The sequence below is a fragment of the Pseudomonadota bacterium genome, from assembly GCA_023229365.1.
GTDB lineage: Bacteria > Myxococcota_A > Polyangia > JAAYKL01 > JAAYKL01 > JALNZK01.
Map to the genome: position 1 here is coordinate 29,520 of JALNZK010000039.1, position 12,902 is coordinate 42,421.

Sequence of the window (12,902 nt, forward strand, 5' to 3'; positions counted from 1 at the left end):
CAGGACGCCGCACGGCGGGTGCCCGCTCACCGGAAGTCCCGGCTCTCGGTGACGGCCGCGCCGAGGTCGAGCTTCGGACAGAAGACGCGCTCGGCGATCAGGTGCACGACGCCGTCCTGCCGCTGGATCTCGCCTTCCACGCCGAGGAGCGGCGTCGTCTTGATCAGCACCTCGTGGCGAGCGAACACGTCCTTCCAGCAGACGACGTTCACGAACCCGGTCTCGTCCTCGAGCGTCATGAACACCACGCCGCTTGCGGTCGACGGCCGCTGCCGGCAGATCACCATCCCGGCGTACCGCGCCTTCGCGCCGTGGGAGAGCGCACCCACTCGCCGCGCGTCCGGGAGCCTCATCCTCGAAAGCTGATCCCGGAGCGGCTCGAGCGGGTGGCCGCGGATCGAGAGGCCGGTCACGAGGTAGTCCCACGCGATCGCGTCGAAGTCGCTCGGCGCCTCGAACGCGGGCGTCTCCTCCGCGCGGGGGAGCAGAAGCGCGTCGTCGCGGGATCTCGCCAGCCCGTGCGCGTCCCACAGGGCCTCGCGACGGGGCGCGCCGAAGCAGGCGAACGCGTCCGCCTCGGCGAGCCGCGTGAGGGCGAAGCCCGGGAGCCGGGTGCGCCGCCCGAAGTCGTCGAGATCGCGAAACGGCGCCTCGCCCCGCGCCGCCTCGATCCGCGCGCAGTCCTTCTCCCCGAGCCCCTTCACGTACCGAAGGCCCAACCGAACGGCAGGCAGGCTGCTCCCCTCTCCATCGTCGAGATGGAGAGGGGCCGGGGGTGAGGCGAGCGTGCATGCCCAACCGCTCTCCGCCACGTCCACCGGCAGCACCTCGACGCCGTGCCGTTTCGCGTCCTCGACGATCGTCGACGGCATGTAGAACCCCATGGGCTGCGCGTTCAGCAGCGCGCAGGTGAACTCGGCCGGGAAGTGGCGGCGCAGGTACGCCGTGGCGTAGGCGATGAGGGCGAAGCTCGCGGCGTGGCTCTCCGGGAAGCCGTACTCGCCGAACCCGCGGATCTGCTCGAACACGCGCTCGGCGAACTCGGGATCGATCCCCTTGGCGGTCATGCGCGTGACGAGGCGCTCGCGGTGCATCTCGATGCGGCCCGCCTTGCGCCACGCGGCCATGTCGCGCCGTAAGCTATCCGCCTCGCCGGGCGTGTAGTCGGCCGCGACCATGGCGAGCTTCATCACCTGCTCCTGGAAGAGCGGCACGCCGAGCGTCTTTCTGAGCACCGGCGCGAGCGACGGGTGCGGGTAGACGACGGGCTCGATCCCGCCGCGGCGCCGGAGGTACGGGTGGACCATGCCGCCGGTGATCGGCCCGGGCCGCACGATGCTCACCTCGATCACGAGGTCGTAGAAGCTGCGGGGCTTGAGGCGGGGCAGCATCGCCATCTGGGCGCGGCTCTCGATCTGGAACACGCCGACCGTGTCGCCCCGGCAGATCATGTCGAACGTCGGCGCGTCGTCCGGCGGGATCGTCGCCATGGAGAGCTCGAGCCCGCGGTGCGCGCGGAGGAGATCGAAGCACAGGTGCAGCTGCCGCAGCGCGCCAAGGCCGAGGAGATCGACCTTGAACAGGCCGAGCGCCTCGACGTCGTCCTTGTCCCACTGGATCACCGTGCGCTCGGGCATCGTCCCGTTCTCGATCGGCACGAGGTCGTGCACCGGCTCGTGGCCGAGGAGGAAGCCGCCCGGGTGGATCGAGAGGTGGCGCGGGAAGTCGAGGAGCTGGCCGACGAGATCGAGGAGGTGCGCGTGGGCCGGCACGTCGAGCGGGAGCCCGGCCTGCTCCACCTTCTCGGCCGGCAGGTGGCCGTAGCGCGACACCAGGCGGGCGAGCCTGTCGAGCGCCGTGGCCGGGACGCCGAGCGCGAAGCCGACGTCGCGCACCGCGGACTTGGGCCGGTAGCGCACGACCACGGCGACCATCGCGGCGCGATCGCGGCCGTACTTCGCGTACACATGCTGGATCACCTCCTCTCGGCGCTCGTGCTCGATGTCGAGGTCGATGTCCGGCGGCTCGGCGCGCTCGACGGAGATGAACCTTTCGAACAGGAGGTTCATGCGCACCGGGTCGATCGCCGTGATCCCCAGGCAGAAGCAGACCGCCGAGTTCGCCGCCGAGCCGCGGCCCTGGCACAGGATGCCGCGCTCCCGGCAGAAGCCGACGATCTCGTGCATGGTGAGGAAGTAGCCCGGGTAGTCGAGCTGCTCGATGACGGCGAGCTCCTTCTCGAGCTGCGCGCGCACCGTGTCGGGCACCTCGCCGCCGTAGCGCGCGGCCGCGCCGTCGAACGTCAGGGCGCGCAGCCACTCGGCCGAGGTCGTGCCGTCCGGCAGCCGCTCCGACGGGTAGCGGTACCGGATCTGATCGAGCGAGAAGCCGCACCGCGCCGCGATCTCCGCCGTGCGCGCCACGGCGTCCGGCAGATCAGCGAAGAGCGCGGCGAACGCGGCGGGCGTCTTGAGATCGTGCTCGGCGTTCGGCCGGATGCGCCGGCCCGCGCCCGAGAGCTGCACCCGGTGCCGGATGCACGCGAGCACGTCCTGCAAGGGCCTCCGGGACGCCGCGTGGTAGAGCGTCTCCACGCCGGCGACGAGCGGGATCCCGTACCGCGCGGCCCGCTCCCTGAGGCGCGCCTCCATGGGCGCCTCGTCGGCGCACCTGTGCCGGGCGACGAGCGCGTACAGGCGATCGCCGAACGCCTCCTGGAGCTCCGCAGCCGCAGCGCGAGGCTCGGGCTCGGCGACGATGGCGCCTCGCGCGCCGCCCCAGAGGGCGAGAAGGCCTTCCGCGCGGCGGCAGATCTCGCGCAGAGAGACCGCCGAGCTCCCCTTGGGCCGGGACCTTCGACCCGCGGTGACGATGCGGCAGAGGTTCGCGTACCCCCCGCGATCCTGGGCGAGGAGCACGAGCGTCGACCCATCGTCGAGCGTGAGCTCGGAGCCGATGATCAGCTCGATGCCGAGCTCCTTGGCCTTGAGGTGGGCCCGCACCGCGCCGTACACGCCGTCCCGATCCGTCAGCGCGATCGCCCCGAGCCCGAGCCCGTGCGCCTCGTCGACGAGCTCGTCCGGGTGGCTCGCGCCCTCGAGGAAGGAGAAGTTGCTCTTGCACCAGAGCGCCGCGTAACCAGACATTTGTATGGCATAGCACGAGGCGCGGCGCAGCGCACCCTCCTACGGCTGGTACTTGTACGCCCCCATGTCGACGGTCGCAGTGCTATCATCTGCGTCACGCGTTCCCCTACGGGTCGATCGCGTTCGCCGCGAACCAGTCCCAGAGATCCTGGTTCGTCTGGCCGTAGGTCGACCGCCAGAGCCAGGTGTGGCCGCCGCCCTCCACGGGCGTGAACGTGACGTCCCAGCCGCCCGCCTCGAACGCCTCGTACAGCGCGTTGCCGTACGAGTACGGCACGACCGAATCGGAGGTGCCGTGGACGATCCACACCGGCCGCTTTGGCTCGGCCTCGGCCGGATCCACGCTGCCGCCCGAGGCGTCGTAGCCCGCGTTGATGCCGTACGCCGCGAACGGCGACACCCAGGCGCCCGACGAGATTTCGGCCCCGCCCGACAGCATCGCGGCGAGCCCCGTGAAGCCCGCGCCGCGGGAATGGCCGACCGCGTAGATCATGTCGCCGTCCACCCAGTACGACTCGCGCGTGATTGAGATAACGTCGTACACAAGCTGCAGGTCGTTCTGGAGCGACGTGTCGTTGCCGTCGTCGCCGGGCCAGCCCTCGCCCGCCTCGACGAACCAGCCCGCGTTGAAGCCCCACGGGCCGACCAGGACGAACGCGTTCGCGTCCGCCGTGGCCTCGAGCCCGGTGGCCGCGACGAAGTTCGATCCGGTGTCGCCCGCCCCGTGGAACCCGAACAGCAGCGGCACCGGGCCGTCGGCCATCGCGTCGACCGCCGACTCCGGCACGTACAGCGTGTACGCGCGCTCGACGCCGTCGACCACGATGATCTCGTTGCTCCGGCCCGGCGGGCCGATCTCGTCCGGCGGATCGTCGCCGGTGTCGGTGTCCGCGCCGGAGTCCGCGTCCGAGTCCGTGTCCGCGCCCGCGTCCGCCCCCGCGCCGTCGCCGCCGGCGCCGCACGCCGCGAGCCCCGCGCAGGCGAGCGCCGCGGCCGACAAGAGGATGATCGCCTTCTGCATCTCCGCCCTCCCCCCTTTTGATGATCTCGATATCGATGAGGATAGCAGGAAAGCGCGGCGCCCGCGCGCGGCGTGGCACAAGCTGCGCGGCACGAGGCTCTGCGAGTCGTCCGTCCACAGCAACTCCCGCGATAGGATAATCCAGCTTGATTGGTCTTTTTATCATGATATTATTTCCTCATGGGTCGCATTATCAGAAGGCTGTTGGAGACAAATCTGCCCGCCGGGCGCTCCGCCTTTCTCTGGGGCCCGCGCAAGACCGGCAAGACCTACTGGATCCGCAACAGCTTCGCGCGCCCCGATGACAACGTCATCGATCTCCTCCAGACCGACGTGTTCGCCGAGTACGCGACGCGCCCCGCCCTCCTGCGCGAGAGGTACGCGGGCCGGCGGACGATCATCGACGAGGTGCAGAAGGTCCCGGCGCTGCTCGACGAGGTGCACTGGCTCATCGAGAACCGAGGCGCATCGTTCCTGCTCTCGGGCTCGAGCGCCCGCAAGCTGCGGCGCGGGCACGCCAACCTGCTCGCCGGGCGCGCCTGGCGCTGGGAGCTCGGCCCGCTCTCGCTTCGCGAGGTCGAGGGGTTCGATCTCGCGCGGGCGATGCTGACCGGCCTCCTGCCGCCGCACTTCCTCTCCGACGATCCGGTCCGCGACCTGCGGGCGTACGTCGCCGACTACCTGAAGGAGGAGATCGCCGCCGAGTCGCGCGCCAAGAACCTCCCGGCGTTCGCCGAGTTCCTCCGGGTCGCGGCGCTGACCAACGCGGAGCTGCTGAACGCCGCCAACGTCGCCCGCGAGTGCGGCGTCTCGGCCAAGGTCGTCCGCGGCTACTTCGAGATCCTCGAGGACACGCTCCTCGGCTTCCGCCTCAGGCCGTGGACGCGCGCCCGGAAGCGCCGGACGATCCTCACCGAGAAGTTCTACTTCTTCGACGTCGGCGTGGCGAACCACCTCGCGCGCCGGCAGCCGCTGCCCGGCAGCGCCGATTTCGGCAAGAGCTTCGAGCACTACGTCCTCGAGGAGATCCTCAACTACCGGCGGTACCTGGAGCCGGAGCTCGACGTCTCGTTCTGGAGGACGGCGTCGGGCTTCGAGGTCGACTTCGTCCTCGGCGACATGCTCGCCGCCGTCGAGGTGAAGAGCGGCGGCCGCGTCCACGAGGGCGATCTCCGCGGGCTCAAGGCACTGGGCGAGGAGCACGCGGTGAAGCGCCGGCTCGTCGTCTGCGACGAGCGCGAGCCGCGCCGCCTGGGCGACATCGAGATCGTGCCGTGGCGGCTCTTCGTCGATCGCCTGTTCGACGGCGAGCTCACGCGGTGAGCTGCGCGGAGTGGCACAACCTGGGCCATCGGGTGGAGGGCGGCCGAGCGGAGAACCCGCCGCGATCGTTGGATTTTTTCTTCGGGCGACGGCGCCGCCCGCCCTGGCCCGGGGTTTGCTGCAGTGGAGGGCCATGAGACACGAACTCGCGAAATCTGCTGTCGCGGCGCTCGCCGTCGCGTGGGTGCTCTGCGGCTGCTTCGACGACCCGGACGGCGACCTCGACCCGGGCGGCGACCTCGACTCGGACACCGACACCGACATCGACTCCGATAGCGACACAGACGCGGACGCGGAGTGTGGCGAAATCGACGCGGAGTGCTGCGAATCGATCCCCGCTTGTGCGGCAGGGTTGACGGGGGTCCACTTGGCGGGAGGAGGCTGCGCCTGTTTCTTGCCCTGTGCACCGGACCACTGCACCGACGACCTCGATCTCTGGGGAGGGAGCGCCGTGCCCTGCTACGACGTCAGCGACGGAAGTGGCATCGGCGCCTGCTTCGCGGACGAGGATTTCGCGCCGGTCGAAGAATGCCCGACCGAGATCTGCACCACGCCGAGCGGCTACACGGACGGCATCTGCCTCTCGGACGGCGTGAACGACTACTGCATGAGGCGCTGCGAGCCGCAGGCGGGCACCTGCGACGGCGCGCACTCCTGCGGTGTCGTCCTCGACGTCACAGACGACCTCATCGCCGGCGTCTGCCTCCCGAACTGAGCGCCCCCGGCGCCGGCCGCGTGCTATACTCCCCCACCGTGACGACCCTCGAGAACCGCTCGATGCTGCTCCGCTCCGTGCGCGTGAACCGCGAGCACATCAGCTACCTGAAGTGGCTGCTCGAGTCGCACGACGGGCTCGCGACGCCGACCACGCGCGACGGCGCGCCGGACGTCGTCGATCTCCTCGTGGCGCCCGACCTCGAGGGCGAGCTCGAGGCGCTGCTCGACGCGCTCGTCGACGAGATCGGGCTCGAGCGGGTCGCCCCGCCCGCGGTCTCCCCGCTGTAGCGATGGCCGGCACCCTCCTCCACGTGACCCTGGCGACGCGCGCGGCCGAGATCGCCGACGACGCCGGCGCCCGCGCCATCGCGCGGCGCCACCCGCACGACTACGCCCTCGGAGCCGTCCTCGTGGATCTCCCGTACTACGATCGCCTCGCGCGCACCGCGCTGCGCCTCGCGCTCGGGAGGCCGCTGCGCTACCACCCGTTCGGCGCGGCGCTGCACCGGCGCTCGCCCGCGGGCCTCTGCCTCGCGCTCCTCGAGACCGCGAAGAGCCCCGCCGAGCGGGCCGTCGCGCTGGGCGCGCTCACGCACCATGCCGTGGACCTCGCCTTCCATCCGGAGATCGAGCGCCGCGTCCGCGATTCGGGGGGGGGCGGCGATCTGGACGGCCTCCACAAGAGAATCGAAGACGACATCGATCTCCATTGCCACTACGACCTGCTCGGGACGAGCGGCATCGGCACCGGGTACGCGCGGCGGGCGCTCCTCCTCGAGCCCGAATCGGACTGGACCGGGCTCGCACGCGCCGCGATGCTGCGGATCCACGGCGAGGCGCCCGCGGCGGCGCAGCTCTCTGCGTGGCGGTCACGGCTCGCGCTCTTCGGGCTCGCGAGCTCGCGGCCCGGCATACCGTGGGTGCGGACGCTCCCGGCCGACGACCCGGATCTGCTCGAGCGCTCGATCGCCCTCGCGGACGAGGCGATCGCCACGGCGGCGGCGTACATCGCGTGCGGCGCGCGGGTCCTCTCCGGTTCGACGGACCGCGGGGGCTTCTTCGCCGTGGTGAAGGACGTCTCGATCCTCGACGGTGGGGCTGCGGAGCCCGCGGTCCCGGGCTAGCGGTCCTCTCCCTCCGCGAGCGCCCGCTCGATCTCGGCCGCGATCTCCGGGCGATATCCCGCCGTCCCCCGGGCGAGGGTCAGCGCCGCGCGGCCCAGCGCCCGGTAGATCCCGAGCGCCTCCTTCGAGCCCGCGATCGCCTCGACGTGCCTGCGCACCGTCTCCGCGTCGCCGCGCCGGATGGGTCCGCTCAGGCTCGCCTCGAGGCCCCGTTCCCCGCACGCCGCGAGCGCGCCCGAGGCGAGCGCGACGAGCAGCCGCTCCGCCTCTCCCGGATCGATCCCGCGCTCGACGAGCACCCCCCGCGCCGCGGCGACGAGCGCGACCGCGCAGTTGCTCGCCATCACGGCGGCCGCGTGGTAGGCGGCGCGCGCCTCGCCGGGGATCCGCACCGCGAAGCCGCCGAGATCCCGCGCGAGCGCCTCGCCCGCCGCGAGCGCGGCCTGATCGCCGGAGATCGCGAAGCCGCAACCGGGCCGAAGCGGCGTGACCTCGCCGGGCGGAAAGGCGCACGCCGGGTGCAGCGTCCCGAGCCCCTTCGCCATTCCGGAGAGCGCGCCGAGCGCGCTCGCGGGCTCCCGGCCGTCGCAGTGCAGCCAGATCTGGCAGGCGTGGGCGGCAGGAGCGCGCGCCGCCGCCGCCGCGACGCTCCCGATCTGCCCGGCCGGGACCGCGACGAGGACGAGCTCGGCGCGCGACGCCGCGGCGCCGCCGAGATCACCGAGCGCCTCGACGCCGAGCGCCGCCGCCGCGGAGCGGGCCCGCTCGTCCGCCGTGTCGTGCACGCCCGTCACGCGGTGCCGCTTCGATCCCGCGATCGCGCGGGCGAGCGACGCACCGACCGCGCCGCAGCCGATCACGAGCACCGATCTCACGTGCCGCCCCGGTAGAGGCCGTGCCTCAGGAGGTACTCCGCCACGCGCGCGGGCAGGAGCTCCCGCGGATCCGCGCCCGCGGCGATCCGCTCCCGGATGGAGGACGAGCGGAGATCCGCGGGTGCCGGAAGTGCGGGCAGAGGGATGGCCGGCACGCCCCGTCGCGCCACGTAGATGGGAGGCGCGCGGCGTTCGATCTCCTCGTACCTGTACCACTTCTCGCGCTCGAAGAAGATGTCGCCGCCCACGACGAGCCGCAGCCTGTCGCCGGGGCGGGCCGCCTCGAGCGCCTCCACGACGTCGAGCGTCCGGCCGGGGTTCGCGAGCGTCTCCTCGATGCGCGAGACCTCCATGCGCGACTCGTCGGCGACCAGCAGCTCGCACATCGCGACCCTGTGCGCGAACGCGGCCGGGCACTTCGTGAACGCGTGCCGGAAGCACGGCACGAACAGGATCCGATCCGCGGCGCCGTGCTCGAGAACGATCCGCGCCAGCTCCAGGTGCGCGGCGTGCGGCGGATCGAAGGTGCCGCCGAAGACGCCGACGACCGGGTGCGACGCCCCGCTCAAATCCCCATCCGCTGCCTGAGCTCGACGTGGATCTTGCTGAAGACGAACTGCATCAACCTGCCGAGGCCCGGAACCTGCTCGAACGGGGCCGTCTGTCTCCCCGACAGGACGCGCAACGCGGTGATCGCCGCGCTGAAGGTCCCGGCCGACATGAACCCCGCGCGGTCCCCGACGGCCATCACGCTCTCGCGCAGCTGCGCGTGCTCGAGCGCCGGCGCGCAGTCGAACGACAGGGGCTGGATGCGCTCGACGAGCTTCGCGGTGATCGCGGGCCGCAGGCGCTCGACCTCGGTGTTCAGCGCCCGCGGATCGACGCCCGGGAGCTCGAAGCTCGGGATGGAGAGCTTGACGCAGCAGGCGACGAGCAGCCGCAGCTGCTCGTTGGTCAGCATCGTCGCGAGCGCCAGGCCGTTCCTGCACAGACCGAGCGCCGCCGCCGCCGCGAAGCGGAGCACCGGCTCCTCCTGGATCCCGGTCAGCACCTTCGGCACCAGGATGGCCGGCGGGGATCCGGGCGCCACGCGGATCTCGCCGATCTCGGCGGCGTAGACCGGCGGCTCGCCCTTGACGCCGAACATCGGCGCGTACTGCGCCACCATCTGCGCCAGCGCGTGCCGCTTGTCCAAGCGCGCCGCGCCCGAGGTCGCGATGTTCTTCGCGTTGAGGCCGAGCAGCTTAGAGACCGCGTCCTCGATGACGAGCAGCGTCCCCCGCATGCCGGGCGTCACCTCTTTCGGGCAGAGGAAATCGTCGATGGTGCCGTCGCCGACGCGGGCGCCGACGTTCCACCAGGGCTCCGCGCGGTTCGTCTTGTACTTCTCCGGAATCTCCGCGCCCATCATGGAGAGCGCCGTTTCGGCCATCGCGGCGAGATCGTCGTCGGCCTTCATCGAGAGGATCGCGAGCAGGTTCGAGTACAGCGCGACCTCGCCGGGAGACTCTCCGACCGCGTTCGCGTTGGTCACGAGCGCCTGATCCAGGAGGACGTTGAGTGCGAGCGAGTCCCGCTGCCTCGAGTAGATCGCGGCGAGGCTCTCCACGGGCCGGACGTCCAGCGGGGCCGCCCGCCGCACCTCGTTGAGCATCTGCTCCGCCTCGCGCGGTCGGTTGAGGTGGCGATCGAGGATCTCCGCGAGGGCGACCGTCTTCGCGGTGCGCACGAACGGATCCGACGTCATCGTGATGAGGTGCTCCAGCGCCTGCGCGGCGCGGGGCCAGTTCTGCAGCTGGGCGTAGACCTCCGACAGGCGCTCCATCGCGTCGAAGTGCCCGCGCTCCCAGCCGAGGACCTTGACGTAGCACTTCTCCGCGAGATCCGGCCGCCCGCCGTGGAACTGGTACAGCGTGCCGAGCTCGTAGAACAGCCCGACGCCGACCACCGGATCGTCCTGCGTGTGGCGCGCGGCCTCCATCAGGTGCGTGATCGCCTCGGCCCACTCCCCGTCGCGCTGCCGCAGCCCCGACAGGGCGCGCCGCGTGTCGACGTCCGCCGGGTAGATGGCGACGATCCGCTCGAGGGCGTCCTTCGCACCGGCCGCGTCGCCGCGCCGCTCGCGCACCTCCGCGAGCTCGATGAGCAGCTCCCGCTTCTCGGCGGAACCCTCCACGCCCGTGAGTCGCGCCTCGATGACGTCGTCGGCGTAGCCGAGATCCGCTGAGCCGGGGATGAGCCGCCGCGCCGCGGCGTACACCTCGTCGTCCCCGGGGACCTCGCGCAGGACCGTGAGGGCGAGCTGCCCTCCGAGCGAAACGTCGTGGACCTCGTCCGCGGCGATCCGCGCCGCCTCGAGCAGGTAGGCTCGCCGCCGCGCCGGCAGCATGGTGAGCTCCGCCATCCGTCGCGTCGTCCAGAGGAGCCCGCTCGAGTCGCCCGCGGCGTGCTGGAGGCGCTCGAGGCCGAGGAGGTCGTACTGGGACTCCGGGCTCAGCTCGAGGGAGCGCGTGCGGACGGCGAGCGCCTCGGCGATCTGGCCGGCGTCCTCCAGCGCGTCGGCGAGCCGGGAGACGTTGACCGCGGCCGCGCGGGGTCCACCCGCGAGCCGCCGCAAGCACGCGAGGCTCTCCTCACTCGACTCGGCGCGGGCCTCGAGCTCCGCCGCGGCGTACAGCGACGCCGGGCTCCTCTCGGCGAACACGCGGATCGAGTTGATCGAGAGCGGCGACAGGCGGAACGAAGCGGCCGCAGCCGCCGCAGCGTCCCTTTCATCGTCGACCGCCAGCGCGACGTTGTAGAGCGTGCCGACGAGATCGTCCTCGCGCTCATGACGTGCGAAGCGGATGATCAGGGACGCGAGCGTCGAGCGGTGTCCCGGCAGCCTGTTCGCGACCTCGATCTGCGACAGCACGGCGGATGACTCGTCGTTCCCGAAGTGCCTGTCGATCTCCGCGAGTCGCGCGTACGCGTGCGCCTCCTCGGCCGGCGTCTGCGCGTTCTTCAGCCGCTCGAGGTACGCGCTCGACACCTCGCTCCACCGACCGCTCGCGAGCCTCGCGTCGGCGAGCCCGCGTTCCAAGACGGGATCCCCCGGGAGCGCGTCGCAAAGCCATTCGAAGCAGCGCAGCGCCAGCGCGGGATCTCTGTGCAGGCACGAGGACGCGATGGCGAGGACGTCGTCGGCGGACAGGTCGTCCCCGGGCGCGAGCTCGAATTCCCCAGCCTCGATCGGGAGGTCGGCCGGCCCGTCGACGGCGAGCCGCAGCGCCGTGACAGCGAGCGCCTTGTCCCCCCTGTCGATCCGCACCGCGGCGCCGAGCGCCCGTCCGGCGCGCTCGACCTCACCCGCCACGGCGAAGTGGACCCCGGCCGCGACGAGGTTGCGGCACCGCGCGGCCTCGTCCGCGCACGACCCCGCCGCCGCGAGCCACGCCCGGGCGGTTTCGGCGTGGTTCCCGCCGATCCGCTCCAGCGCGTACAGCGCGAGCCCGCAGGTCGGGCTCTCCCGGAGCGCCTCGCCGTAGAGCTCCTCGGCGCGCTTGGGATCGGAATCGAAGAGGTGGCGCGCCGCCCACGCGAGGTGCCACGACCGCGCGTCCGGATCCTCGGCGACCGCCGCCTCCGCCAGCGAGACCTCGGCGAGCGCCGCCCCCGCACGCCGGTGCAGGCGGATCAACGAGGCCAAGGGCGGGGTCGCGGGCGTGGGCATCGCCGCGCCGAGCGTCTCGAGCGCGGCCTCCGGATCCCGCAACGCGTTCCTCTGCAGCGTCGCGCGCGCGACCGCGATCTCGGGGATCGCGTCCGCGTTCGCCGCGTCCGCCTGGATGACCCCGAGCGCCCGCGCCGCGATCTCCGGCCTCCCGTTCGACAACGCGGCGCCGAGGGCGAGCGCCGGCGCTTCGTTCAACCCCTCGAAGAGCGCTTCGGCGTCTTCGCGGTCGTCCGGGGCGAGGAACCCCGCGAGCGCCGCCGTGCGGCTCGCCCCCGCCCGCGCGCCAAAAGACGAAGCCGAGGTTCCGCCCGCGCGCCTGTCAACGAGCAGCGCGCTCTCCTCGAGCCCCTCGGCCAGCCACGGTGTCGCGACCCGTTCCGCGCCGATCCGCGCCGCCGCCGCCTCCGCGCCCCGGTCCGACCTCCTGAGCGACTCGACGAACGACAGATCCCAGCTCTCCCCGCCCGCCGCGACCCCGCGATCGCCCGGGGGGCCCTCGGCCTCGGCGCAGGCGCGGTACGCCGCCCGCAGCCGCGCGAAGCCCGCCCCGAGCGCGCCGGCGGACGCCGTTCGCTCGAGCGCCCCGAGCGCGGCGCTGACGGCCGGCGCCTCGCCGCCCCGCATCGCGAGCCGGACGCCGGCCCACGCAGCCGCCGCGGAGCCTTCGGCGGCCGCCCTCTCCGCGCACGCCGCCGCCGTCTCGGTTCGGCCGCGACGCTCCTCGACGACGACGAACGCCATCGCCATCGCCTCGGCGAGCGCGGGATCCTCGCAGCTTCGGGACAGGACCTCGAGCGCCTCGGCCAGGTCGTCGTCGTCGCCGCTCGCGCCCGCCAGCCCGAGCATCAAGACGCGGAGCTGCGGCGAATCGGGGACGCGCCGCAGCCCGGCGCGCAGCGTGTCGGCTGCCTCGCCTACGTCGCCGTCCAGGATCTCTCGCGCGGCCTTCTCGAGCGTCAACGCGATGCATGACCCGTCTTC

General features: G+C 72.4%; 9 protein-coding genes. 4 read left to right on the forward strand and 5 right to left on the reverse strand.

What is annotated here, in order from left to right:
• Positions 1-26: 26 nt before the first annotated feature.
• Positions 27-3,146: an error-prone DNA polymerase gene (locus tag M0R80_16255; protein ID MCK9461180.1), complete on the reverse strand. Its 3,120-nt coding sequence runs from the start codon at positions 3,144-3,146 to the stop codon at positions 27-29.
• 106 nt (positions 3,147-3,252) lie between these two features.
• Positions 3,253-4,167 carry a hypothetical protein gene (locus tag M0R80_16260; protein MCK9461181.1) on the reverse strand — a complete coding sequence of 305 codons (915 nt, stop codon included), beginning with the start codon at positions 4,165-4,167 and terminating at the stop codon, positions 3,253-3,255.
• A 204-nt stretch (positions 4,168-4,371) separates the two neighbouring features.
• Between M0R80_16260 and M0R80_16265 the strand changes: the two genes are divergently transcribed.
• The 4 genes from M0R80_16265 (at position 4,372) to M0R80_16280 (ending at position 7,331) form a co-directional block, all read left to right on the forward strand.
• A complete protein-coding gene (locus M0R80_16265) occupies positions 4,372-5,490 on the forward strand; it encodes a DUF4143 domain-containing protein (GenBank protein ID MCK9461182.1) in 1,119 nt (372 codons plus the stop codon).
• Positions 5,491-5,623: 133 nt separating this feature from the next.
• Positions 5,624-6,205: a hypothetical protein gene (locus tag M0R80_16270; GenBank protein MCK9461183.1), complete on the forward strand. Its 582-nt coding sequence runs from the start codon at positions 5,624-5,626 to the stop codon at positions 6,203-6,205.
• Positions 6,206-6,243: 38 nt separating this feature from the next.
• On the forward strand, positions 6,244-6,495 hold the full coding sequence (locus M0R80_16275) for a DUF4911 domain-containing protein (protein MCK9461184.1): 252 nt from the start codon (positions 6,244-6,246) through the stop codon (positions 6,493-6,495).
• Positions 6,496-6,497: 2 nt separating this feature from the next.
• Positions 6,498-7,331, forward strand: a complete 834-nt coding sequence (locus M0R80_16280) for a zinc dependent phospholipase C family protein (GenBank protein ID MCK9461185.1) — start codon at positions 6,498-6,500, stop codon at positions 7,329-7,331.
• On the opposite strand, the gene M0R80_16285 is transcribed toward M0R80_16280, so the two are convergent.
• The 3 genes from M0R80_16285 to M0R80_16295 form a co-directional block, all read right to left on the reverse strand.
• The gene (locus tag M0R80_16285) at positions 7,328-8,206 is read right to left on the reverse strand and encodes a DUF2520 domain-containing protein (protein MCK9461186.1); all 879 of its coding nucleotides are present in this window, start codon (positions 8,204-8,206) and stop codon (positions 7,328-7,330) included. The genes M0R80_16280 and M0R80_16285 overlap by 4 nt on opposite strands.
• Complete coding sequence (locus M0R80_16290) at positions 8,203-8,775, reverse strand: nicotinate-nicotinamide nucleotide adenylyltransferase (GenBank protein MCK9461187.1); 573 nt, start codon at positions 8,773-8,775, stop codon at positions 8,203-8,205. The genes M0R80_16285 and M0R80_16290 overlap by 4 nt, the downstream gene beginning before the upstream one ends.
• Positions 8,772-12,902: hypothetical protein (locus tag M0R80_16295; protein MCK9461188.1), on the reverse strand; the 4,131-nt coding region annotated here is incomplete at its 5' end. The genes M0R80_16295 and M0R80_16290, both read right to left, overlap by 4 nt.